This is a genomic window from Streptomyces sp. NPDC007084 (genome assembly GCF_040703595.1).
Classification (GTDB): domain Bacteria; phylum Actinomycetota; class Actinomycetes; order Streptomycetales; family Streptomycetaceae; genus Streptomyces.
On record NZ_JBEYFY010000007.1, the window covers coordinates 54804 to 78123 of the forward strand.

Here is a 23320-nt window from a genome sequence, read left to right on the forward strand (position 1 = left end):
AGACGGGAAGGAGGTGGCGCGGCCCGCACCGTGGGGGGTGTGGGGGGTGTGTGCGGGCCGCGCCGGTCGGGAGGCCGGGGTCAGTAGGCCCGGTCGTACCGGCGGCGCCACCAGCGCAGGCCGGTGCCGATGAGCAGGATTCCGGCCGCCCCCGCCGCCGCGGAGCCGGCGACGAGCACGGTGTCGGTGCCGCCGCCGGAGGCCGCGGCCGGCTGGAGCGCGTCGCCGAGCCGGCTGCGCACGTCGGTCCCGTCGGCGGTGCCCTTGGCGAGCGCGCCGCGCGAACCGGACGTCGGCTCGGCCACGTAGGGGAAGTACTGCTCGAACTTCTTGTCGTTCTTGTCGACCGCGTCGCCCAAGTCGTTCTTGGAACCGACCAGTTCACCCTCGACGACCTGGAGCGAGGCGTCGATCACGTCGTCGGAGAGCCGACGGCCGTTGGGGAAGCCCGCGTTGTCGCCGTCGAGCACACCGAGCCGCTTGGGATGCGCCGCCGGTTCGATCGAGGTGTTGAGGCGCAGTTCCTCGGCCGGGCGCACATGGGGCGGCTGGTTGAGGCCCTTCACGCCCTTCAGGAACACGTCGACCAGATCGTTGCGCGGCTCGGCCGGGGCCTTGATCTTGTAGATCGCCTCGATGAGCTTGGGCAGCTCCGGGTTGGTGACGTTCTTCAGGAACTGGGCGTCGTTCCAGGGAGCGGACGCGTTGAACCTGTCCTTGTCCTTCTGCGGGTTGACGACCTCGTTCACCAGCGGCATGCCGAGCCGCGAGACCTGCGTCCAGCCGCCGCGGGCGTCCTTGCGCTGGGTGGTGGACCAGATACCGACGACGGGCTGCTCCGCCGACTCACGGATCATGGCGTTCGGCACCTGCAGGGCTATGGAGTTGACGTTGTAGCCCTTGAGCGTGTCCCGCCCGACCTCGGTCAGGTTCCCGCCGTACAGCAGGTCGAAGACGCGCAGGTCCAGGAAGAACGGGTCGTCGGCCTGTCCGGCGAACGTCGTGGAACCGCCCGCCAGTCTGTGCACGGCCTGCGCGCGCAGCTTCGCGTAGTCCGGCATCGACGCCTTGCCGACGTTCGACGGCGCGACCGGCACATCGTCCGCGATCTTGGTCCGGGACACCAGCTTCTGGTCGCGCAGCCGCAGCAGGTCGATGTCGTAGGTCTGCGTGATGTTCAGGTCGGGATCGTCGAGGCTGGTGACCGGACCCGTGTTGTACAGGAACGTGTCGCCGTTCTTGCGGTGCGTGCGGAAGGTGTAGCGGTAGATCAACTCGCCCTGCGCGTCACCGTTGTTGTCGATGTGCAGGTCGTACTGGGCGTCGTCGGCGAACGTGTAGAAGTTCGGGCCGCCGGCCGGCTCCTCGAAGGGGATCCAGTTCGCCACGATGGTCGTGGTGTCGGGCTTGTCCGGGCTCACGAACGCGTACACGTCCGTGTTGTCGTACTGCGGAGTGCCCGAGATCAGCGGGGCCTCCCGGTGGCTGGAGGCGGAGGCCGCCCCCGGTTGCAGCGTGGTCACGCCGGCGGCCGCGAGTGCCCCGGCGGCCAGCGCACCGCATACGAGGGTCGCGAGAGACCTGCGTCCCCCGCCGCTCCTGGAGATAGGTGTCATGCCGTCCGTCCTCATGTCCAACTTGCCTGACGCCCGCCATTCGGAGCGGTGGGGGAACCGGATTGGTCGCATCTCAAACCTGTTCGCGACGCCCCGTTCCACGGCGGACGGCGAACTCCTTCGCGGCGGGCTCGCGTTTTCGGCTCCGCGATCCGTAACCCATCCGAAGAGACGTTCGCTGCGAACACCCAGGGAGCTGCGAACACTGAGGGAGGGGGCGGACCGTGCACGTCCGGAGAGGGGGACGGGTGGAGGCCGACGAACTGCTGCTGCGGGTGGCCGGCGGCGACCAGAGGGCGTTCGAGGACCTGTACGCACTGGTCTCCGGGCCGGTGTTCGGACTGGTGCGCCGCGTGGTGCGCGACCCCGCGCAGTCGGAGGAGGTGTCCCAGGAGGTGCTGCTCGAACTCTGGCGCTCCGCCGCCCGGTTCGACCCCGGACGGGGTACCGCCCTGTCCTGGGTCCTCACCCTCGCGCACCGCCGGGCGGTCGACCGGGTGCGCAGCGCCCGCGCCGCCACCGAACGCGAACAGCGCGAGGGCCGGCGGCTCCACCATCCCGCGTTCGACCAGGTCGCCGAGGAGGTCGAGGCGGGACTCGAACGCGAGTGGGTCCGCCGCTGCCTCGACCGGCTCACCGCGCTGCAACGCCAGTCCGTCACCCTCGCCTACTACGACGGCTACACGTACCGGGAGGTCGCCGAGCGGCTGTCGCTGCCCCTCGGCACCGTCAAGACCCGTATGCGCGACGGTCTGACCCGGCTGCGCGACTGCCTGGGAGGTGGCGCGTGAGCGTCCTCGACAAACTGCTCGGCCGCGATCTGCACTCCCTCGCGGCCCCCTACGCCCTCGACGCCCTGGAACCCGACGAGCGGCGCCGCTTCGAACGCCATCTCACCCGCTGCGAACGCTGCGCCGACGAGGTCCGGGCGCTGACCGAGGACGCCGTACGGCTCGCCTGGTCCACCGCGGCGCCCCCGCCGGCCGCCCTGCGCGAACGGGTCCTGCACGCCGTACGCACCACCCCGCAGGAACCGGCCCCCCGCGACCGGACCGCACACGCGCGGACCGCCCACGTCCGGACCGCGCACGCGCGGACCGCCGGACCGCCGGCCCGGGCCCGCTCGCCACGGTTCCGCCCGCTCCTCGCCCCGCTCGCCACGGCCACCGCCGCCGCGGCGCTCGTCGTCGCCTCCCTGTTCGCCGTGCAGGCGGCCCAGACGCGGGACAGCCTCGACCGCGAGCGCGCCCAGGCACGTGAGATCGCACACGTTCTCGCCGCCCCGGACGCTCGCGCGACCGGCGAACGGGACGCGCGGGGGCGCGGGATCGCCGTCGTGGCCTCCGCCTCGGAGCGGCGCGCCGTCGTGACACCGAGCGGGCTCGGTACCCCGCCGGGAGGGCGCGTCCACCAGCTCTGGCTGATGCGCCCCGACGGGAAACCGCGCTCTCTCGGCCTCTTCGACGGCGACACGCCCCTGATCGCCGACGGACTGAACCCCGACGCGACGTCACTCGCTGTGACCGTCGAACCTCACGGAGGGTCAATACAGCCCACTACGCAGCCGGTTCTCCAACTCGCCCTGGAAACGGTTGGATTCGGAGAGTAACCGTCAACCCCCTTACAGAGATGGTGAATCCTGGGACCGCGATACACGAGTGCCATGAGGGAGCGATAGGGTTAGCCTGCCCGGGCCGGGTGGACTCGTACGGGTGGGGAGTGACATGGAACAGATAACAGTGCGCAGCAGGGCACGCGTCCCTGCGATCACGTGCGGGAGCAGCGCGACCAGTTCGCGTCTCGACCGCCATCTCGCGGTGCTGGGCGGTCCCGCCATACCGCAACGCGAGACGGTCGAGGCGACGTCGCTGATGCGTGAGCTGACCGCCCGTGACACCGCGCACGACAGCGGCTCCAGGGGTGCGCGTGTGCGGCGGGTCTCGCTGTTCGCGCCGCTCAGGCGGCTGCGCCGTTCGCTGTTCGGCGGCCACTGAGCGGCTGCCGGCACCGGCGTTCCCCGACTCGCGCTCCGGCGGCCCACCGGCCCGCGCGGCGCTGCCCTTCCGCGTCCGTCATCCCCACGGCAGGCAGCGGCGCCCGGTGGCCACCACGGCCGGAGCGCGGGTCACCCACGCCCCGAGCCGATCCGCCCCGCCTGAGCCACCCCTCTCCGCCCCACCCGAGCTGCACCCCCCACCCGTACACCTGATCCGCCCCACCCCGCCCGGCCCACGCGCCCCGCGCCGCATGAGCGCCTTCGTGCGGGGGCCGCACAGTCGGCACACGGCCCCTGCCCGCGTACCCCCCATGTCATCGCCCCCGGTGTCATCGCCCCTGGTGAACCGGGTATCCGCACAGCTCAGCGCACCACCCCGTCCCGGCGCAGCGCCGCGATGGCCGGCTCCGTCATGCCCAGGCCCCGCAGCACCGGCCCCGTGTGCTCGCCCAGGCGCGGGACGGCTCCCATGCGTGCCTCCTCTCCGCCCGGCAGCGTGATCGGGGGCAGCAGAGCCCGGAGCGGGCCGGCCGGGGAGTCCACGTCCCGCCAGCGGTTCCTGGCCGCCAACTGGGGATGCTCCGCCACCTCCAGCACGTCCCGCAGACGCGCGCAGGCGATGCCCGCCGCCTCCAGCCGGGCCACCGCCTCGTCGGCGCCGAGCGCGCCGAGTGCCTTCGCCACCAGCGTGTCCACCCGCTCCCGGTTCGCCACCCGCGCCGGGTTCGTCGCGTACCCCGGATCGTCCGCCAACTCCGGGGTTCCCAGAACCTGTTGGGCAAGCCGTCGCCACTCCCGGTCGTTCTGGACCGACAACAGCACCCGTCCGCCGTCCGCCGTCGAATAGACGTCGTAGGGGACGATGACGGAGTGCGCGAGACCGGTGCGCGCCGGCGGAGTGCCCCCGTGCATCGCGTGGTGCAGCGGATAGCCCATCCACTCGGCCAGCGCGTCCAGCATCGACACCTCCACCGGGCCGCCGAGCCCGGTCGTGCCGCGGCGTACCAGCGCGGCCAGAACGCCGGAGAACGCGTACATGGCCGCCGCGATGTCCGCCGCCGGGATCCCCGCCTTCACCGGCTGCTCCGGCGTCCCGGTCACCGACACGAGCCCCGCCTCGCACTGCACGAGCATGTCGTACGCGCGTTTGCCGGCGTAGGGGCCGGACGGCCCGTACCCCGAGACGTCCACGGCGATCAGCCGCGGGTGTTCGGCGCACAGGGTCGCCGCGTCCAGGCCGAGCCGGGCCGCCGCCCCCTGCGCGAGGTTCTGCACGAACACGTCGGCGTCCGCGACGAGCCGGCGGACGACGTCGAGTCCGCGCGGGTCCTTCATGTCGACGGCGACGGACTCCTTGCCGCGGTTGCACCACACGAAGTGCGAGGCCAGACCCGAGGCCGCGGAGTCGTAACGGCGGGCGAAATCCCCGCCGTCGGTCCGCTCGACCTTGACGACGCGGGCCCCGAGGTCGGCGAGCTGGCGGGTCGCGAAGGGTGCCGCGACCGCTTGTTCGACCGCGACGACGGTGATGCCTTCGAGGGGCAGAGGCTGTGGCTGCATGCGGTGGATCATGGCTCCTCGGCGACGCGTTTGTCATGCGCGAGGGCGGGCGGTCCGGGTTCCGTCGTCGTGCGGGGAGGGGGGGCGGTCCGGGTTCCGTCGTCGTGCGGGGAGGGGGGCGGTTCGGGTTCCGTCGTCGTGCGGGGAGGGGGGCGGTTCGGGTTCCGTCGTCGTGCGGGGAGGGGGCGGTTCGGGTTCCTTCGTCCTGCGGGGAGGCGGGCGGTCCGGGTTTCCTCGGCCCACAGGGGAGCGGGCGGTCCGGGTTCCGTCGTCGTGCGGGCGAACGGGCGGGCCGGTCTCCCCGGTCGTGCGTGAAGGCGGTGGCGGCGGCCCCGTTTCCCTTGTCGGGCGGCAAGACGCGCGGGCTCGTCTCCGCGTTCCTGGCCGGCCGGCCAGGCGGGCGCCCGACCGGATACCGCCATACTCGCCCGCCCCCGAAGCAGCGCGACCTCCCCCTCTACAGCAGCGCGAACTGCCCCTCCGGGCCCTCCTCGTGATGGTCGAGGACCGAGGCCGGGCGGCGGGCCGCGGCCGGTACCGGAAGGACGCCCGCCGCGCTCAGCTCGGTCCGGGTGATCGGCGAGCCGAGGGCCAATTCGGCCTGCTGGGGCCGGAGTTCGGCGAGGAGGGCGAGGACCGTGATGAGTTCGAGGAGTTCGGAGGTCCAGCTCTGCGGCCAGGCGGTGGGGCCGATGGCCTCCAGGGTCCCCGGCTCGGCCGCGCCGGTCCGGGCCGCGAACCACTGCTCCAGCACGCGCACCCCGCCCACCTCGAAGTCCCAGGCCTCAGGCGGTACGGGGGAGATCCGGCCCTCGCCGAGGAGCAGGGCCTCCTCCTCGCGGTCGTAGCGCGGGTCGAGGAGAACCGGCGTGCCGGGGCGGCTCGTGTCGGTGTGCGGGAGGGAGGTGAGCGGCGCGCGCACATACGGGCGCCGGCCACCGGGAAGTTTCGGGCGCTCCCCGTCCCGGCACATCAGCCACAGCATCCGGCGACCCAACTCCACCCCGTACGCCCACACTTCGGGATCGGCGGTGAGCGGGACCAGGCAGCCTTCCCGGCCCGGCCGGGCGACGGCGAGGGTCCACGCGAGGACGTCCCGGGGTGCGGGGGAGTGGCCGAGGCGGGTGGCGAGATGCTCCAGCAGGCCCGGCGCCAGGTTCGGTTCGGTGCCCCCGGGGCGCCGGTACAGCGAGCGCACCCGGCCCCCGCGTCCGGCGGCCAGCGGCAGCACGGAGCCGGCCAGCAGGACCGGACCGGGCGACTCCGGCACCACGGTCTGCTCCACGGTGAACACCTGCCGCTCGTCCGCCACCCGCCACAACTCGGGGCGCGCGGCGTCGATCAGCCGGTGGTCCGGGATGAGCCACTGCTCGTCGAAGGGCGCGGTCAGTACCCGGACCGGCTCGGGGCAGGGGCCGGTGGCACGGGCGAGCCGGCCCGTACCGCCGGACTGTCCCGGGAGCTGGGCGACCGCCGAACGGACGGTGCGCGAGCGGGTCGGACCGAACAGCGCCTCGCGGTCCGGCCCTTCGGCCTTCACGAGCGCGTCCCAGCGGGCCTTCAGGGAGGCCGCGTCGGGGGCCGTCGGCCACCCCCGGCCCGGCCTCGGCGGTGCGGCGGACCACGGCATGAGGTCCGCGAGCAGCGGGGCGGCGTCGTGCGTCACGTTCGGCATCGTACGACGCGGGCCGCGCGCGCCGTCCGGGTCCCGCACGCTCAGTGGGCGTCGAGGGTGACCGTGAACGAGAAGCGGTCGCCCCGGTAGTGGATGACGGCCACGTCCAGCGCGCGCCCGTCCTGGCCGTAGGTGACGCCCGTGTAGCGCAGGATCGGGCTGAGCAGCGGGACCCGCAGCAGCCGGGCCGTCTCCGGGTCCGCGAGCCGGGCCTCCACGGTGTCGGTGATCCTGCTGATGGCGACCCCGAGCCCGTCGCGCAGCACCTTCGTCATCGGCCAGCGGATCAGGTCCTCCCGGTCCACGCGGTCGGCCAGCTCCGTCCTGAGGTAGTTGCGGGCGTGGTTCGTCGGCTCGCCCGTCGCCTCGTCGCCGCGCAGCCGGTGGTACGTCGCCACCTCGGCCACGTCCGGGAAGAACTCGGCCAGTTCGCTCGGCACGGGCGCCCGCCCCTCGTCCAGCAGCTCGGTCGACATGCCCGACTGCTGGGCCACGATCGCGTCCACCGAGCCGAGCAGCCGCACGGGCGCGCCGCGCTGCGCGCTCGGCTCGATGAACGTGCCCCGCCTGCGGTGCCGGCTGATCAGCCCCTCGGCCTCCAGCTCCTTGAGCGCCTGCCGCATGGTCAGCACGCTCACCCCGTAGTGGCCCGCCAACTGCTCCTCGGTGGGCAGGCGCAGCGGGTCCCGGGGGGCGCGGCCGAGTATCGAGGCGCGCAGGGACTGCGACACCTGATACCAGAGCGGCAGCTTGCGGTTCAGGACGATCGAGTCCGGAGCGAAGGAGGTCACGAGGGTATCCGTACCGGTCGCGGGCGGGGAAGGCAACGGCCGGCGGGCCTCAGTCGTCCGCGCGGAAGTGCCGCTGGAGGCCCTGCCAGACGTCGTCGTAGCCCCGCTGGAGGTGTCCGGCCCTGGCCGCCTGGGCCGTGGCGGTCACCGGCCAGCGCGTCTCGAACATGAACGCGAGACCGTCGTCGATCTTCTGCGGCTTCAGCTCGGCGGCGCTCGCCCGCTCGAAGGTCTCCTGGTCGGGCCCGTGCGCCGACATCATGTTGTGCAGCGAACCGCCGCCCGGCACGAAGCCCTCCGCCTTCGCGTCGTACGCGCCCTCGATGAGCCCCATGTACTCGCTCATCACGTTCCGGTGGAAGTACGGCGGCCGGAAGGTGTCCTCGCCCACCAGCCAGCGCGGCGCGAAGACGACGAAGTCCACGCCGGCCAAGCCCGGGGTGTCGGACGGCGAGGTCAGCACCGTGAAGATCGACGGGTCGGGGTGGTCGTAGCTGATGGACCCGATCACGTTGAACCGGCGCAGGTCGTAGACGTACGGCACGTGGTTGCCGTGCCAGGCGACCACGTCCAGCGGGGAGTGGTCGTACGTCGCCGTCCACAGGTTGCCGCAGAACTTGTTCACCACCTCGACCGGGCCCTCGACGTCCTCGTACGCGGCGACCGGCGCGAGGAAGTCCCGTGCGTTCGCCAGGCCGTTGGCGCCGATCGGGCCGAGGTCGGGCAGCCGGAACGGCGCCCCGTAGTTCTCGCACACATAGCCCCGGGCGCCCACGGCCGGTCCGCCCGCCGCGCCGGTGTCCGGCAGCTCCACCCGGAAGCGCACCCCCCGCGGGATCAGCGCGACATGGCCCGGCTCCACGCGCAGCAGCCCGAACTCGGTGCGCAGCAGCAGACCGCCCCGCTCGGGCACGATGAGCAGCTCGCCGTCCGCGTCGCTGAACACCCGCTCCATCGAGGAATTGGCGTGATACAGGTGCACGGCGATGCCGGTGCGCTGGGTCGCGTCGCCGTTGCCGCCGAGGGTCCACAGGCCCGCCAGGAAGTCGGTCCCCGCCGGGGGCTCCGGCAGCGGGTTCCAGCGCAGCCGGTTCGGGTCGGGCACCTCCTCGGTGAAGGGCGCCGTGCGCAGCGCGCCGTTGCCGGTGCGGGTGAACGCGGGGTGCGCTGCCGACGGACGGATCCGGTACAGCCACGAGCGCCGGTTGGCGGCTCTCGGCTCGGTGAACGCGGTGCCGCTGAGCTGCTCCGCGTACAGGCCGAGCGGTGCGCGCTGCGGCGCGTTGCGGCCGAGCGGCAGGGCCCCCGGGACCGCCTCCGAGCTGTGTTCGTTCCCGAATCCGGAGAGGTAGGACGGCCCTTCGGCCGTCTTCCTCGCGTCCCCGCTCATGATCGCTCCCTCGCGCCTGATTCCTATGCATCACCGTAGGATTCGGTCCGCGCCCGCGCAAGAGGCCGGCGGAGGGCACCGCACCGGATCGGCCATCGCCGCCCCGGCCGCCCCACGGCGGATTCCCGCCCCCGGGGTTCCCGGGGCGGCGGGAATCCCCGCCGGACGTAGTCCTCAAGGACCTGCCCGCGGGGCAGGAACCCGACTCCAGGGGGATCCGGCTGTCAGAGCCTTGTTCTACGCTCCCGGTCATGCGGTGGACGCGTGGAGTGCTCGCCGCGCTCGCGGTCGGCGCCCTGTTCGGCGGGCCCGCGGGCTGCGGCAGCGGTGACGGGCACGGGCGGGCGGACGGAGTGTCGGCCTCGCCCGTGGGGACCTTGCTGGACGAGGCGGACGAGGAGGGGCGGCCCTACCGTGACGTGGCGGAGAAGGGTGCCCCCGAGATCGGCATCGAGGTCCAGCCCGCCTCCGCCGACAGCTGGAACGTACGCCTGACCGTCGAGCGCTTCCGCTTCTCGCCGCGGGGCACGCCCGCCGTGCCGGTCGCCGGCCACGGCACCGCCCACCTGTTCGTCGACGGCCGCACGGTCGTCCGGCTGCGGACCACCGAGTACCACCTGGCGGCCCGGCTGGTGCCGCGCGGTACCCACCACGTCACCGCCCGGCTCTACGCGGACGACGGCACCGTCTGGGCCGTCCACGGCGAGCCCGTCGAGAGCACCGCCGACATCACGGCGTCCGCCGCGGGACCGACCCCCGACCAGGCCGGACCCGCACCGCAAGCGCCCCCCGGGGCCACCGGCTCCGCGCCCCCCGCGGCGGGCGAGGGCGCCGAATGAGTGGACAGGGCACCGAGGCACGTAGAGAGGGGGGAGGTTCACCGGACCCCGGCGGAAAGGCATCATGAAGACCGTGCCCCATGCGACCTCGCTGCGCAGAGCGCCCGTCCAGCGGCGCAGCGCGGAACGACTGACCCGGATCCTCGACGCCTGCGCCGAACTCCTCGACGAGGTGGGCTACGACGACCTGAGCACCCGTGCCGTGGCCCAGCGCGCCGGAGTGCCCATCGGCTCCGTCTACCGTTTCTTCGGCAACAAGCGCGCGATGGCCGACGCCCTCGCCCAGCGCAACCTGGACCGCTACACCGAGCGCGTCACCCGCCGCCTGGCCGAGGCGGAGACCCGGGGCTGGCGGGCCGCGATGGACGCCGTGCTGGACGAGTACCTCGCCATGAAGCGCACCGCGCCCGGCTTCTCGCTGGTCGACTTCGGCAACCAGATCCCGGTGGGCGCCACCCACACCGAACCCAACACCCGGGTCGCCGACCGCCTCACCGAACTGCTCGCCGCCCATCTCGGCCGCATCCCGGACGAACATCTGCGCCGCTGCTTCCTGGTCGCCGTGGAGAGCGCCGACAGCCTGGTGCATCTGGCCTTCCGGGTGGCCCCCGAGGGCGACGAGGGAATCATCGCCGAGACGCGCGAACTGCTGCGCGCCTACCTCGGCCGCGTTCTCGACTGAACCGGTCCCGGCCGCCCCCTCTCCTGAACCGGTCCCGGCCGCCCCTCCCCACCGTGCATACCGGTCGGTATGCTCGGCGGTGTCCGCGTGCCACCGACGTCACCGCCCTCCGGGAGGACCCGTGTCCAGCACCGCAGGCAGCACTCCCCACGCCCGTACCGCCCTACGGGTCTGCCCCCTGTGCGAGGCCACCTGCGGGCTGACGCTCACCATCGAGGGCACCCGGGTGACCCGCGCCCGCGGCGACCGCGACGACGTGTTCAGCAAGGGCTTCATCTGCCCGAAGGGCGCCTCCTTCGGGCAGGCCGACGGCGACCCCGACCGGCTGCGCGCCCCCCTCGTCCGCGAGGACGGCGTGCTGCGCGAGGCCACCTGGGAGGAGGCCTTCGACGCGGTCGCCGCCGGACTGCACCCGGTGACCGAGCGGTACGGGCCGCACGCGGTCGGCGTCGTCCTCGGCAACCCGAACGTGCACACCATGGCAGGCGCCCTCTACCCGCCCGTCCTGCTCGGCGCCCTGCGCACCCGCAGCGTCTTCACCGCCTCCACCGTCGACCAGATGCCCAAACACGTCTCCAGCGGACTCCTCTACGGCGACGCCAACGCGATCCCCGTCCCGGACCTGGACCGCACCGACCACCTCCTGCTGATCGGCGCCAACCCGCTGGAGTCCAACGGGAGTCTGTGCACCGCCCCCGACTTCCCCGGCCGGCTCCGGGCACTGCGCGCCCGCGGCGGCACCCTGACCGTCATCGACCCGCGCCGCACCCGCACCGCCAAACTCGCCGACCGCCACGTGGCCATCCGCCCCGGCACCGACGCGATCCTGCTGGCGGCGATGGCGTACGTCCTCCACGAGGAGAAGCTCACCGACCTCGGCGACCTCGCCCCGCATGTCCTGGGTGCCGCCGAACTCGCGGACGCCTTGCGGGACTTCACCCCCGAGGCGGCGAGCACCGCCTGCGACGTGGACGCCCATGTCATCCGGGAACTGGCACGCGAGCTGGCCGCCGCGCCCACCGCGGCCGTCTACGGGCGGATCGGAAGCTGCACAGTCCCGCACGGCACCCTCGCGAGCTGGCTGGTCGACGTCCTCAACATCCTCACCGGCAACCTCGACCGGCCCGGCGGCGCGCTCTTCCCGCTCGCCGCCACCGACCGCGCGCCCCGCCCGGCCGGCCCCGGGCACGGCTTCGCGCTCGGCCGCTGGCACAGCCGGGTCAGCGGACACCCCGAGGCCAAGGGTGAACTGCCGCTGGCCGCCCTCGCGGAGGAGATCGACACCGCCACACCCGAGGGCAGCCCGGTCCGCGCCGTCATCGCGGTCGCCGCCAACCCCGTGCTGTCCGCGCCCGACGGCCGCCGCCTCGACAAGGCGCTGGACTCACTGGACTTCATGGTCAGCGTCGACCCCTATCTGAACGAGACCTCGCGCCACGCCCACGTCGTGCTGCCACCGCCTCCGCCCTCCCGCGGCGCCCACCACGACTTCGCGTTCAACACCCTCGCGGTCCGCAACCAGGTCCGCTACAACCGCCCCGCCGTCCCGCTGGAGGAGGGCCGGATGGCGGAGACCGAGATCCTCGCCCGGCTCGTCCTCGCCGCCTCCGGCACGCACGGCGCCGACCCCTCCACCGTCGACACGATGGTCATCGACAGCACCCTCGGCAAGGCGGCCGGCGACCCCGCCTCCCCGGTGCACGGCCGCGACCCGCGCGAACTCGCCGCCGCTCTCACCGGCGAGAACGGCCCCGAACGCCGGCTCGACATGATGCTCCGCCTCGGCCCGTACGGCGACGGCTTCGGCGCGCGCCCCGGCGGCCTGACCCTGGACCGGCTGCTCGCCCACCCGCACGGCATCGACCTCGGCCCGCTCGCGCCCCGCGTCCCCCAGCGGCTGAAGACCCGCAGCGGGAAGATCGAGCTGCTGCCCGCCCCGATCGCCGCCGACCTGCCCCGGCTGCGCGCCGCGCTGCGCGAACGCCCCGCCGCCATCGTGCTCGTCGGCCGCCGCCATCTGCGCTCCAACAACAGCTGGATGCACAACCTCCCCGCCCTGACCGGCGGTTCGAACCGCTGCACCCTGCACATCCACCCGGACGACGCCGCCCGCCTCGGGCTCGCCGACGGCGGAGCCGTACGGGTCAAGGGCGCCGGGGGAGAGGTGACCGCCCCCGTCGAGGTCACCGACACCGTACGGCGTGGAGTGGTGAGCCTGCCGCACGGCTGGGGCCACGACCGGCCCGGCACCCGGCTCAGTCACGCGGCCCTGGACCCGGGCGTCAACGTCAACCAGCTCCTCGACGGCTCGCTGCTCGACCCGCTGTCCGGCACGGCCGTACTCAACGGCGTCCCCGTGGAACTCACGGCCTGCCCGTCACCCTGACCCGGCCCACCGCCCACCCACCCCTGTGACCTGGAGTTCTGCGCTTATTGCTCACGTGTCAACGTCTTGTTAACGCCTTCGGGCGCGACCTAACGTCGTCGGACCGCCGGCCCTGGTGGGAGTTCAAGGGCGAACGTTAGGTGTCCATTCCATGCTGACCATCCTCGGCTTCGCCATGATCGCGACCTTCCTGGTCCTGATCATGCTGAAGAAGCTGTCGCCGATCGCGGCGCTCGTGCTGATCCCGGCCCTCTTCTGTGTCCTCGTCGGGAAGGGCGCCCGTCTCGGCGACTACGTCCTCGACGGCGTCACCGACCTCGCGCCCACCGCGGCGATGCTGATGTTCGCGATCGTCTACTTCGGCGTGATGATCGACGTAGGCCTCTTCGATCCGGTCGTCCGGGGAATTCTCGGGTTCTGCAAGGCCGACCCGCTGCGGATCGTGATCGGCACGGCGCTGCTCGCCGCCATCGTCTCGCTGGACGGCGACGGCTCGACCACCTTCATGATCACGGTCTCCGCGATGTACCCGCTGTACAAGCGGCTGGGGATGAGTCTCGTCGTGATGACCGGCGTCGCCGCCATGGCCAACGGCGTGATGAACACGCTCCCCTGGGGCGGCCCCACCGCCCGCGCCGCGACCGCGCTCAAGGTCGACGCCGGCGAGATCTTCGTCCCCATGATCCCGGCCCTCGCCACGGGCCTCCTCGGCGTCCTCGCGCTCGCCTACGTCCTCGGCCGCCGCGAGCGCGCGAGGCTCGGCGTCCTCACCCTGGACGAGGCGCTGGAACCCCGCGAGACGCGGACCGGGACGATCCTGGTGGGAACGGCCGGCTCGGAGACGGCGAAGGACCACACGGCGGGCCCGTGCGGCGGAAGTTCGGGCGGCGTCACCGCCAAGTCGCCCACGGCAGGCGGCAGTACGGGGACTGGACCCGGCCTGAACGTCGAACACCCCGGCCAGAACGACGACTTCCCGGGACTCGACCCCCGCCGCGCCACCCTGCGCCCCCGGCTCTACTGGTTCAACGCGCTGCTCACGGTCGCCCTGCTCACCGCCATGATCATGGAGTTGCTGCCGATCCCGGTCCTGTTCCTGCTCGGCGCGGCCCTCGCCCTCACCGTCAACTTCCCCCACATGCCCGACCAGAAGGCCCGGATCGGCGCCCACGCCGAGAACGTCCTCAACGTCTCCGGCATGGTCTTCGCCGCCGCCGTCTTCACCGGAGTCCTCCAGGGCACCGGCATGGTCGACCACATGGCGGCCTGGCTGGTCGGCAACATCCCCGACGGGCTGGGCCCGCACATGGCCCTCGTCACCGGCGTCCTGAGCATCCCGCTCACCTACTTCATGTCCAACGACGGCTTCTACTTCGGCATCCTCCCGGTACTCGCCGAGGCCGGCCACGCGCACGGCGTCTCCACGCTGGAGATCGCCCGCGCCTCGATCGTCGGACAGCCCCTGCACATGTCGAGCCCCCTCGTGCCCGCCGTGTACGTCCTGGTCGGCATGGCGAAGGTCGAGTTCGGCGACCACACCCGCTTCGTGGTCAAGTGGGCGGCGCTGATCTCGCTGGTGGTCCTCGGCGCAGGCGTCCTCTACGGCACCGTCTGAGCCGCGTCGGACGAAGGCCGGCCCGCGCGTCGCCCGGGGGCCTCGGAGCCCCAAGTCCTCCTCCCGATCCGCCCGGTAGACGATCGTCCGTTTCCACCCGTACGGAACCGGCCCGTCCGATACCGGTAGGTGTCTTCCCCCAGGCGTGCGCGGTCCGTTAGCTTCCGTGACTCATACGCCTCGTACGACTCGTACGGGACGACCGACCGCGGAGCACCAGCGCCTTGCACGCCCCCGGGGGCACCTGTCATGACACGCGCCATCTCCCTGCACCACGTCAGCAAGTCGTACACGCGCGGCGTCCGCGTGGTGGAACGGCTCTCGCTGGACATCCGGCCCGGCGAATTCCTCGTCCTGCTCGGCCCCTCCGGCTGCGGCAAGTCGACCGTGCTGCGGATGATCGCCGGCCTCGAAGAGGTCACCGAGGGCGAGATCCGGCTCGACGGGGAGTACGCCAACGAACTCCCGCCGTCCGGACGGGACATGGCGATGGTGTTCCAGAACTTCGCCCTCTACCCGAGCATGACGAGCCGCGACAACATCGGCTTCCCGCTGCGCATCGAGTCTCCCGGCGAGGACCCCCGCCCCCGGGTCGACGCCACCGCCCGCATGCTCGGCATCGAGGACCTGCTGCACCGCTTCCCCGCCCAGCTCTCCGGCGGCGAACGCCAGCGCGTCGCGATGGGACGGGCCATCGCCCGGCACCCCTCCGCCTTCCTGATGGACGAGCCGCTGTCCAACCTCGACGCCAAGCTCCGCAACCACCTGCGCACCGAAATCGCGCGGCTCACCAGGGAGTTGGGCACCACCACCGTCTATGTCACACACGACCAGGCCGAGGCGATGTCGCTCGGCGACCGGGTCGCCGTGCTGCGCGGCGGGGTCCTCCAGCAGGTCGGCACGCCCCGCACGGTCTACGGACTGCCCGCCAACGTCTTCGTCGCCGCCTTCATCGGCACCCCCCGGATCAACCTGCTGCGCGGTGTCGTGCGGGCCCCGCTCGACGGGGCGATGACGATCAGACTCGGCAAGCAGTTCCTGCGGCTGCCCGAACCCCTCTCCCTGGACCACCAGTTGCTCCGGGTGCAGCAGGGCCGCGAGGTCATCGTCGGGCTGCGCTCCGAGGCGGTCCGGCTGGCCAGGGCCTCCGACGCGCGGCCGGGCGAGGTGGCGATCACCGGCCTGGTCGAGCATGTCGAGTTCCAGGGCCACGAGGTCCTGGTCCACTTCAACACCGGCTCGCGGCCCGCCCTCGTACCGGACCTGGAGTCACCGCGTCCGGCCCGCGCGACCCGGCGGCGGCGTCGTGACGGCACCGTCCTCGACCGGCTGCGGGAGCGGGCCGGAGCGCTGCGGGCCGGGCCGGTCGTGGTCCTCGACCCGCCCTCGGACGGGGACCCCGGCCTCGGCCTGCCGGGACAGGCGCCGCCCGAGGGCCGGCTCCCCGGGGACCTCGTCGTCCGCACCACGCCCGACCTCGACCTGCGCCACGGCATGCAGGTCCCGCTCCTCGTGGACCTCGCCCACCTCTTCGTCTTCGACCGGGGCGGCGAACGGATCTGCCCGGCACCGGCGCGACTCCCCGACCTGGACGAGTGAGCCCGGGGCGGCCCGCCCCGTGACGCCCCGCCTCGATCCGGCCTGTGCGTGACGGCCTGACCTGCCCGGCGACCGTGCCGGCCCCGATCCCCCTGGCGCCGCAAAACTATCACCGCTAGTTTAGGGTGCGGACGACGCTGCCCCTGCCCGGGAGGAACACGATGAAGGCACACGACGGCATGTACATCGGCGGGGCGTGGCGTCCCGCCGCCGGACGGGACACGATCGACGTCGTGAACCCGGCCGACGAGCAGGTGATCGGCCAGGTACCGGCGGGCACGGCCGAGGACGTCGACGCCGCCGTGCGCGCCGCCCGTACCGCCTTCCCCGGCTGGGCCGCGACCCCGCCCGCCGAACGAGCCGCCCGCCTGGCCGCGCTCCGTGACGTGCTGGCCGCCCGCAAGGACGAGATCGCCGAGACGGTCACCGCCGAGCTGGGCTCACCGCTCGCCTTCTCGCAGGCCGTGCACGCGGCCGTCCCGGTCCTCGTGGCCGGCTCCTACGCCGAACTGGCCGCGACCTACGCCTTCGAGGAGAAGGTCGGCAACTCGACCGTCTACCAGGAGCCCGTCGGCGTCGTCGGCGCCATCACGCCCTGGAACTATCCGCTGCACCAGATCGTCGCCAAGGTCGCCCCCGCGCTCGCCGCCGGCTGCACCGTGGTGCTGAAGCCCGCCGAGGACACCCCGCTGACCGCCCAGCTCTTCGCCGAGGCCGTCGCCGAGTCGGGAGTGCCGGCCGGCGTCTTCAACCTGGTCACCGGCCTCGGCCCGGTCGCGGGACAGGCCCTCGCCGAACACCCGGACGTCGACCTGGTCTCCTTCACCGGCTCCACGGCGGTCGGCCGGCGGATCGGCGCGACCGCGGGCGCCGCCGTCAAGCGCGTCGCCCTCGAACTCGGCGGCAAGTCCGCCAACGTCATCCTGCCGAGCGCCGACCTCGCGAAGGCCGTCAACGTCGGCGTCGCCAACGTGATGTCCAACTCCGGCCAGACGTGCAGCGCCTGGACCCGCATGCTGGTCCCCGCCGCCCGCTACGACGAAGCGGTCGAACTGGCCGCGACCGCCGCCGCGAAGTACGGCGACCGCATCGGCCCCGTCGTCAACGCCAAGCAGCGGGAACGGGTGCGCGGTTACATCGAGAAGGGCGTCGCCGAAGGCGCCCGGCTGGTCGCGGGCGGCCCCGAATCCCCGCGCGAACAGGGCTACTTCGTCAGCCCCACCGTCTTCGCCGACGTGACCCCGCAGATGACGATCGCGCAGGAGGAGATCTTCGGCCCGGTCCTGTCGATCCTCCGCTACGAGGACGAGGAGGACGCGCTGCGCATCGCCAACGGCACCGTCTACGGCCTCGCGGGCGCCGTGTGGGCCGGCGACGAGGCCGAGGCCGTCGCCTTCGCGCGCCGGCTCGACACCGGTCAGGTCGACATCAACGGCGGCCGCTTCAACCCGCGGGCCCCCTTCGGCGGTTACAAGCAGTCGGGCGTGGGGCGTGAACTCGGCGCCCACGGCCTCTCCGAGTACCTCCAGACCAAGTCCCTCCAGTTCTAGGAGCGTTCACGTGGTTCGCGCCGCAGTCCTTTCCGCCGTGGGTGCCCCGCTGGAGATCGCCGAGATCGACCTCCCCGACCCGGGACCGGGTCAGGTCCGGGTCAGGCTGGCCGCCGCCGGTGTCTGCCACTCCGACCTCTCCCTCTCCGACGGGACCATGCGGGTCCCGGTGCCCGCCGTCCTCGGCCACGAGGGTGCCGGCACGGTCGTCGCCGTCGGTGAGGGCGTCACCGAGGTCGCGCCCGGCGCCGAGGTCGTCCTCAACTGGGCGCCCTCCTGCGGGCGTTGCCACGCCTGCTCGCTGGGCGAGGTGTGGCTGTGCGCCGACGCGCTCACCGGCGCCGGGATGGTCTACGCCCACCGCGCCTCCGACGGTGGCGACCTGTACCCCGGCCTGAACGTCGCCGCCTTCGCCGAGGAGACTGTCGTGCCGGTCTCCTGTCTGCTGCCGCTGCCCGACGGCATCCCGCTCACCGACGCCGCCCTCCTCGGCTGCGCCGTCCTGACCGGCTACGGCGCCGTCCACCACTCAGCCCGGGTCCGGCCGGGCGAGACCGTCGCCGTGTTCGGGGTCGGCGGGGTCGGGCTCGCCGCGCTCCAGGCCGCCCGGATCGCGGGCGCCTCGAAGATCGTCGCGGTCGACGTCTCGGCCGAGAAGGAGGCACTCGCGCGCGAGGCGGGCGCCACCGACTACGTCGTCGCCTCCGACACCACCGCCCGCGAGATCCGCGCCCTCACCGGCAAGCAGGGCGTCGACGTCGCCGTCGAGTGCGTCGGCCGCGCCGTCACCATCCGGACCGCCTGGGAATCCACCCGGCGGGGCGGGCGCACCACGGTCGTCGGCATCGGCGGCAAGGAACAGCAGGTCACCTTCAACGCGCTGGAGATCTTCCACTGGGGACGCACCCTCGCGGGCTGCGTCTACGGCAACTCCGACCCGGCCCGCGATCTCCCGGTGCTCGCCGAACACGTCCGCGCGGGCCGCCTCGACCTCGCGAGCCTGGTCACCGACCGCATCGCCCTCGACGGCATCCCGGCAGCCTTCGACAACATGCTCGCCGGCAAGGGCGGCAGGGCCCTGGTGGTGTTCTGACGGCCGAACCCCGCATGTCTCTCGCCCCCCCCCGCTTCGGCCTGAACGGCCTCGTCCTCAATCGCCGGACGGGCTGGGAATCTTCAGCCCCTCCGGCGTTCGAGGAGCGGGGGTCCGGGGGCGGCGCCCCCCGGGAACGGGACGGGCGGGGGCGGAGGGGGCGAAGAACGCCTGGGCCTCAGCCCTTGTCGGCGGGGCATTCCGCCGAGGGCTTCCCGCCCGCCGGCGCGGGCCCCGACACCGCGGCACCCTCCCGCAGGGCATCCGCCGCGGCCCCAGGCCGCGGACGCGACCGAGACACCGCGACGCCCGCCAGGCACAACGCCCCGCCCGCCAGCGTCAACAGCCCCGGCACCTCGTCCAGCAGCAGCCACGACATCAGCACCACCAGCGCCGGCACCGCGTACGTCGTCGCCCCCATCCGGCTCGCACTCGTCCGGGCCAGCGCGTACGCCCAGGTCGTGAAGGCCAGCGCGGTCGGGAAAACACCCAGGTACACCATGTTGAGCGTCGCCGACACGGGCGCGTCGGCCGCGTCGTGGAGGAGCTGACCGGCGAACGGCAGACAGACCACGGCCCCGATCAGACAGCCGTACGTCGTCACCTGGAGCGCGCTGGCCCGCCCGAGCGCCGGCTTCTGCGCGACGACCCCGCCCGCGTACGCGACCGCGGCGAGCAGGCACAGCACGACGCCGAGCACCGAGGAGCCCCCGCCGCCCGACATCGACAGCCCCACCGCGACCGCGCCCGCGAAGGACACGGCCATGCCCGCCAGCAGCCGGGGCGGCATCGCGTCCCCGAGCAGCCGGGAACCGAGCAGGGCGATCAGAATCGGGCCGATGTTGACCACCAGGGCGGCGGTACCGGCGTCCACCTGCTGCTCGCCCCAGTTCAGCGCCACCATGTAGAAGCCGAACCACAGCACGCCGGAGACCGCGATCCCGCGCCAGGCGCCCCGCGGCGGCAGCCCCTCGCGCCGTACCGCGCAGACCGCCCCGAGCACCAGCACGCCCGAGAGCAGCCGTCCGAGCGCCAGCGCGCCCGGCGAGTAGGCGGCGCCCGCGCTGCGGATCGAGACGAAGGCGGAGGCCCACAGCCCCACGGTGACGACCGCCGCGGCCGCGGCCAGCACTCCGTCACGGCGGTGGTTCGGGGCGGACGTCCGGGCGGGGGAGGCGTTCATCATGCTCCTGAGACTAGGTGGGAAGCGGTTGCCGGGCTCGCGGACATCGGACGGGGAGACCGAGGCGGGCGGCGGACGTGAGCGGCGGACGCGAGGTCCCCGGGCGGGAGGCAGCCGCGTACGGCGGACGGGAACGGCGCGGGGGAGTGCCCCGCGAGGGAGGGAAGGACCGCCGCCGTTCAGCGGAGTGCGGTCGCCTCGATGCCGAGGAGTTCTTCGAAGGCGCGTTCGCCGGCCGGGGTGACCTTGACCGCCCGCCGCGAGCCGACGCGGACGCACCAGCCGGCGTCCAGGGCGTGCCGGCACAGCGCCGCACCGGCGGTGCCGGCGAGATGCGGCCGGCGTTCGGTCCAGTCGAGGCACGCGCGCGCCAGTGGCCGGCGCCCGGTGCGGGCCAGGGCGATGCCCGTGTCGCCGAACCAGCGCAGACCGGCGTCGGTGAGCGCGAACCCGGTGTCCTGGCGCAGCAGCCCGCGGCCCGTCAGCGCGTCCGTGAGGGCGATGCCGAGCCGTCCGGCCAGGTGGTCGTAGCAGGTGCGCCCGCGCGCCATCGCCGACCCGGCGCTCGACTCCCGCAGCGTGCGCGGGGGTTCGGCGGCCCGGGGGCCGGCGTGGGCGGCCAGGTCCTCGATGAGCTGGGCGGTCCGGGCGTCGGCCAGCCGGACGTACCGGTGCCGTCCCTGGCGCTCCTCGGTGAGCAGACCGCCCGCGACGAGCTTGCCGAGATGCTCGCTCGCCGTCGACGGCGCGACCCCCGCCCACCGGGCCAGTTCACCGGCGGTCCAGGCCCGCCCGTCGAGCAGCGCCAGCGCGAACGCGGCCCGCGTCTCGTCCGCCAGCAGCCCGGCCAGGGCGGCGAGCGCCGGCGCCACCGGCTCCTTCGACCTCGTCATGCCGTCCAGCATGCGACACGGACACTTCGGCGCCCACCGAAATACGGGCGGGACCCGTCGGGCCCGCAGCCCCCCGAGCCCTCAGGCCTCCCGAGCCCTCAGGCCTCCTGAGTCCGCCGCCCGTACTGCGCCGCGAGTCCCTCCAGCAGCGCGCCGAGCCCGGTCTCGAAGGCCCGCTCGTCGATCTTCTCCTGCTGGTCGGCGAGCAGGTGTGCCTGCCCCAGGTGGGGATAGTCGGCGGGGTCGTACGCGCTCTCGTCGTCCACGAAGCCCCCGGCGAAGGACCCCAGCGCGGAGCCCATGATGAAGTACCGCATCAGCGCGCCGATCGAGGTGGCCTGGGCGGGCGGCCACCCGGCGTCGACCATCGCCCCGAAGACGGCGTCGGCGAGCCGGAGTCCGGCGGGCCGCCGGCCGGGCCCGCGGGCCAGCACGGGCACGATGTTCGGATGGTCGCGCAGAGCGGCCCGGTAGGAGACGGCCCAGTCGTGCAGCGCGGTCCGCCAGTCGCGGCCGTCCTCGAACATCGACAGGTCGACCTGCGCGCTCACCGAGTCGGCGACCGCCTCCAGGATCTGGTCCTTGGTGCGGAAGTGGTTGTAGAGGGAGGGCCCGCTCACCCCCAGTTCCGCGGCGAGCCGGCGGGTCGAGACGGCCGCCAGTCCCTCGGCGTCCACCAGGGCCCGTGCCGTCTCGACAATGCGGTCGGTGCTGAGGAGGGGCTTGCGCGGTCGGGCCATGGCGCACATAGTAGGGCTGCGCCAGTAAACTAGCAGTGCTAATTTAAAGGTACGGCTTTCAAGGGCCGCTATTTGTGGGGTGACTCGGCATGAACCTAGGTCTCAGCGAGGAGCAGACCGCCGTCCGGCAGCTCGCCCGGGACTTCGTGCAGCGCGAGATCGCCCCGCACGTCGTCGCGTGGGACCGCGCCGAGGAGGTCGACCGCTCGATCGTGAAGAAGCTCGCCGGCGTCGGCTTCCTCGGTCTGACCATTGACGAGGAGTACGGCGGCAGCGGCGGCGACCATCTCGCGTACTGCCTGGTCACCGAGGAGCTGGGGCGCGGCGACTCCTCCGTGCGCGGCATCGTCTCCGTCTCCCTCGGGCTCGTCGCCAAGACGATCGCGCACTGGGGCGACGAGGAGCAGAAGCGGCGGTGGCTGCCGGGGCTGACCTCCGGCGAGTACGTCGGCTGCTTCGGCCTCACCGAGCCGGGCACCGGCTCCGACGCGGGACAGCTCTCCACGCGGGCCGTGCGCGACGGGGACGACTACGTGATCAACGGCAGCAAGATGTTCATCACGAACGGCACCTGGGCCGACGTCGTGCTGCTCTTCGCCCGCTCCACCGACGCCCCCGGACACAAGGGCGTCTCCGCCTTCCTGGTGCCGGCCGACACCCCCGGCCTGAGCCGCCGCACCGTCCACGGCAAGCTCGGACTGCGCGGCCAGGCCACCGCCGAACTCGCCTTCGAGGACGTGCGGGTGCCCGCGAGCGCCATGCTGGCCCCCGAGGGCAAGGGCTTCGCGGTCGCCATGTCCGCGCTGGCCAAGGGCCGGATGTCGGTGGCCGCGGGCTGCGTCGGCATAGCCCAGGCCGCGCTGGACGCGGCGGTGGCGTACGCGACCGAGCGCGAGCAGTTCGGCAAGACCATCGCGCACCACCAGCTCGTGCAGGAACTGCTCAGCGACATCGCGGTGGACGTGGACGCGGCGCGGCTGCTGACCTGGCGGGTCGCCGACCTGATCGACCGCGGGCTGCCGTTCGCCACCGAGTCCTCCAAGGCCAAGCTCTTCGCGTCCGAGGCCGCCGTGCGCGCCGCCAACAACGCCCTGCAGGTCTTCGGCGGCTACGGCTACATCGACGAGTACCCGGCGGGCAAACTCCTGCGCGACGCCCGCGTGATGACCCTCTACGAGGGCACCAGCCAGATCCAGAAGCTCGTCATCGGCCGCGCCCTGACCGGAGTCTCCGCCTTCTGAGGACGCCTTCCGGACACGCCTCCCGGGTGCGGCCGGTGCGTCCGGTGCGTACATGTTCTGAGTACGTCCCTTGAGTACGACGGCTGAGTACGACGGCGGATGTGCCGGACGCCGCGTCCGCCGATCCTTTCTCCCATGAGTGAGACACCGGTCAAACAGCAGAACACCGCCGCCTTCTACGGACAGGCCGTGGCGTCCTTCTCCGTCGCGATGGCCGCCACCGCGCTCGGGATCTTCAAGCTCCAGGCCGACGCCTGGGTGCGGGCCTTCCTGGCCATCGCCGTCCTCTACCTGGTGACGTCCGCCTTCACGCTCGCCAAGGTGATCCGGGACCGCCAGGACGGCCCGCGCGCGGGCGGCAGGGTGTACGACCCCTTCGAGAAGCTCTGACCTGCCGCGCCCCCGGCCGGGCACCGGCACTAAGCGCTCGCTCAGGTTCGGGGGTATGGTGTTCACCCTGGCAGTGGAGAA

Annotated in this window: 20 protein-coding genes; 12 read left to right on the forward strand and 8 right to left on the reverse strand. The window is 73.1% G+C overall.

All coding sequences use genetic code 11. The features are described from left to right. Positions 1-80: 80 nt before the first annotated feature. Entirely contained in the window at positions 81-1616 is a 1536-nt protein-coding gene (locus AB0912_RS08935) for a DUF4331 domain-containing protein (RefSeq protein ID WP_366697267.1), read from the reverse strand. A 248-nt stretch (positions 1617-1864) separates the two neighbouring features. Between AB0912_RS08935 and AB0912_RS08940 the strand changes: the two genes are divergently transcribed. From AB0912_RS08940 to AB0912_RS08950, 3 genes are all read left to right on the forward strand, one after another. Continuing rightward, the gene (locus AB0912_RS08940) at positions 1865-2407 is read left to right on the forward strand and encodes a sigma-70 family RNA polymerase sigma factor (protein WP_366697504.1); all 543 of its coding nucleotides are present in this window, start codon (positions 1865-1867) and stop codon (positions 2405-2407) included. Next, positions 2404-3225 (forward strand): anti-sigma factor, encoded by an 822-nt coding sequence (locus tag AB0912_RS08945; RefSeq protein WP_366697268.1) that lies wholly within the window; start codon positions 2404-2406, stop codon positions 3223-3225. The genes AB0912_RS08940 and AB0912_RS08945 overlap by 4 nt, the downstream gene beginning before the upstream one ends. A gap of 115 nt (positions 3226-3340) precedes the next feature. Beyond that, entirely contained in the window at positions 3341-3610 is a 270-nt protein-coding gene (locus tag AB0912_RS08950) for a hypothetical protein (RefSeq protein WP_366697269.1), read from the forward strand. Positions 3611-3975: 365 nt separating this feature from the next. On the opposite strand, the gene AB0912_RS08955 is transcribed toward AB0912_RS08950, so the two are convergent. The 4 genes from AB0912_RS08955 to hmgA form a co-directional block, all read right to left on the reverse strand. Then, positions 3976-5184: a CaiB/BaiF CoA-transferase family protein gene (locus tag AB0912_RS08955; RefSeq protein ID WP_366697270.1), complete on the reverse strand. Its 1209-nt coding sequence runs from the start codon at positions 5182-5184 to the stop codon at positions 3976-3978. A 445-nt stretch (positions 5185-5629) separates the two neighbouring features. Further along, the gene (locus AB0912_RS08960; protein ID WP_366697271.1) at positions 5630-6847 is read right to left on the reverse strand and encodes a type ISP restriction/modification enzyme; all 1218 of its coding nucleotides are present in this window, start codon (positions 6845-6847) and stop codon (positions 5630-5632) included. Between the two features lie 41 nt (positions 6848-6888). After that, the gene (locus AB0912_RS08965; RefSeq protein WP_366697272.1) at positions 6889-7638 is read right to left on the reverse strand and encodes a GntR family transcriptional regulator; all 750 of its coding nucleotides are present in this window, start codon (positions 7636-7638) and stop codon (positions 6889-6891) included. 49 nt (positions 7639-7687) lie between these two features. Further along, on the reverse strand, positions 7688-9028 hold the full coding sequence (gene hmgA, locus AB0912_RS08970; protein ID WP_366697273.1) for a homogentisate 1,2-dioxygenase: 1341 nt from the start codon (positions 9026-9028) through the stop codon (positions 7688-7690). 251 nt (positions 9029-9279) lie between these two features. Between hmgA and AB0912_RS08975 the strand changes: the two genes are divergently transcribed. The 7 genes from AB0912_RS08975 (at position 9280) to AB0912_RS09005 (ending at position 18792) form a co-directional block, all read left to right on the forward strand. Further along, positions 9280-9867 carry a hypothetical protein gene (locus AB0912_RS08975; RefSeq protein ID WP_366697274.1) on the forward strand — a complete coding sequence of 196 codons (588 nt, stop codon included), beginning with the start codon at positions 9280-9282 and terminating at the stop codon, positions 9865-9867. A gap of 64 nt (positions 9868-9931) precedes the next feature. Continuing rightward, positions 9932-10549 (forward strand): TetR/AcrR family transcriptional regulator, encoded by a 618-nt coding sequence (locus AB0912_RS08980; protein WP_366697275.1) that lies wholly within the window; start codon positions 9932-9934, stop codon positions 10547-10549. A gap of 121 nt (positions 10550-10670) precedes the next feature. Further along, entirely contained in the window at positions 10671-12935 is a 2265-nt protein-coding gene (locus tag AB0912_RS08985; protein ID WP_366697276.1) for a molybdopterin oxidoreductase family protein, read from the forward strand. Positions 12936-13086: 151 nt separating this feature from the next. Next, positions 13087-14550, forward strand: coding sequence for a citrate:proton symporter (locus AB0912_RS08990; protein WP_366697277.1), 1464 nt, complete (start codon positions 13087-13089; stop codon positions 14548-14550). Positions 14551-14799: 249 nt separating this feature from the next. Next, on the forward strand, positions 14800-16149 hold the full coding sequence (locus AB0912_RS08995) for an ABC transporter ATP-binding protein (RefSeq protein WP_366697278.1): 1350 nt from the start codon (positions 14800-14802) through the stop codon (positions 16147-16149). Between the two features lie 161 nt (positions 16150-16310). Further along, complete coding sequence (locus AB0912_RS09000) at positions 16311-17699, forward strand: aldehyde dehydrogenase family protein (protein ID WP_366697279.1); 1389 nt, start codon at positions 16311-16313, stop codon at positions 17697-17699. Between the two features lie 10 nt (positions 17700-17709). Then, positions 17710-18792: a Zn-dependent alcohol dehydrogenase gene (locus AB0912_RS09005; protein WP_366697280.1), complete on the forward strand. Its 1083-nt coding sequence runs from the start codon at positions 17710-17712 to the stop codon at positions 18790-18792. 178 nt (positions 18793-18970) lie between these two features. Here the strand turns inward: AB0912_RS09005 and AB0912_RS09010 are convergent, their stop codons facing one another. From AB0912_RS09010 to AB0912_RS09020, 3 genes are all read right to left on the reverse strand, one after another. Then, positions 18971-19975, reverse strand: a complete 1005-nt coding sequence (locus AB0912_RS09010; protein ID WP_366697506.1) for a DMT family transporter — start codon at positions 19973-19975, stop codon at positions 18971-18973. Positions 19976-20154: 179 nt separating this feature from the next. Next, positions 20155-20868: a helix-turn-helix domain-containing protein gene (locus tag AB0912_RS09015; protein WP_366697281.1), complete on the reverse strand. Its 714-nt coding sequence runs from the start codon at positions 20866-20868 to the stop codon at positions 20155-20157. A gap of 98 nt (positions 20869-20966) precedes the next feature. Then, positions 20967-21608: a TetR/AcrR family transcriptional regulator gene (locus tag AB0912_RS09020; RefSeq protein ID WP_366697282.1), complete on the reverse strand. Its 642-nt coding sequence runs from the start codon at positions 21606-21608 to the stop codon at positions 20967-20969. Between the two features lie 89 nt (positions 21609-21697). On the opposite strand from AB0912_RS09020, the gene AB0912_RS09025 reads away from it, so the two are divergent. Beyond that, entirely contained in the window at positions 21698-22849 is a 1152-nt protein-coding gene (locus tag AB0912_RS09025; protein WP_366697283.1) for an acyl-CoA dehydrogenase family protein, read from the forward strand. Positions 22850-22984: 135 nt separating this feature from the next. Then, a complete protein-coding gene (locus tag AB0912_RS09030; protein WP_366697284.1) occupies positions 22985-23239 on the forward strand; it encodes a YiaA/YiaB family inner membrane protein in 255 nt (84 codons plus the stop codon). The last annotated feature ends 81 nt before the right edge of the window (positions 23240-23320 follow it).

Excerpts from the sequence above, each read along its gene's own strand:
- AB0912_RS08935 (WP_366697267.1), bottom strand. The coding sequence starts at position 1,616 with ATGACACCTATCTCCAGGAGCGGCGGGGGACGCAGGTCTCTCGCGACC.
- AB0912_RS08950 (WP_366697269.1), top strand. The coding sequence starts at position 3,341 with ATGGAACAGATAACAGTGCGCAGCAGGGCACGCGTCCCTGCGATCACG.
- AB0912_RS08955 (WP_366697270.1), bottom strand. The coding sequence starts at position 5,184 with ATGATCCACCGCATGCAGCCACAGCCTCTGCCCCTCGAAGGCATCACC.
- AB0912_RS08960 (WP_366697271.1), bottom strand. The coding sequence starts at position 6,847 with ATGCCGAACGTGACGCACGACGCCGCCCCGCTGCTCGCGGACCTCATG.
- hmgA (WP_366697273.1), bottom strand. The coding sequence starts at position 9,028 with ATGAGCGGGGACGCGAGGAAGACGGCCGAAGGGCCGTCCTACCTCTCC.
- AB0912_RS08975 (WP_366697274.1), top strand. The coding sequence starts at position 9,280 with ATGCGGTGGACGCGTGGAGTGCTCGCCGCGCTCGCGGTCGGCGCCCTG.
- AB0912_RS08980 (WP_366697275.1), top strand. The coding sequence starts at position 9,932 with ATGAAGACCGTGCCCCATGCGACCTCGCTGCGCAGAGCGCCCGTCCAG.
- AB0912_RS08990 (WP_366697277.1), top strand. The coding sequence starts at position 13,087 with ATGCTGACCATCCTCGGCTTCGCCATGATCGCGACCTTCCTGGTCCTG.
- AB0912_RS08995 (WP_366697278.1), top strand. The coding sequence starts at position 14,800 with ATGACACGCGCCATCTCCCTGCACCACGTCAGCAAGTCGTACACGCGC.
- AB0912_RS09000 (WP_366697279.1), top strand. The coding sequence starts at position 16,311 with ATGAAGGCACACGACGGCATGTACATCGGCGGGGCGTGGCGTCCCGCC.
- AB0912_RS09010 (WP_366697506.1), bottom strand. The coding sequence starts at position 19,975 with ATGAACGCCTCCCCCGCCCGGACGTCCGCCCCGAACCACCGCCGTGAC.
- AB0912_RS09015 (WP_366697281.1), bottom strand. The coding sequence starts at position 20,868 with ATGACGAGGTCGAAGGAGCCGGTGGCGCCGGCGCTCGCCGCCCTGGCC.
- AB0912_RS09020 (WP_366697282.1), bottom strand. The coding sequence starts at position 21,608 with ATGGCCCGACCGCGCAAGCCCCTCCTCAGCACCGACCGCATTGTCGAG.
- AB0912_RS09025 (WP_366697283.1), top strand. The coding sequence starts at position 21,698 with ATGAACCTAGGTCTCAGCGAGGAGCAGACCGCCGTCCGGCAGCTCGCC.
- AB0912_RS09030 (WP_366697284.1), top strand. The coding sequence starts at position 22,985 with ATGAGTGAGACACCGGTCAAACAGCAGAACACCGCCGCCTTCTACGGA.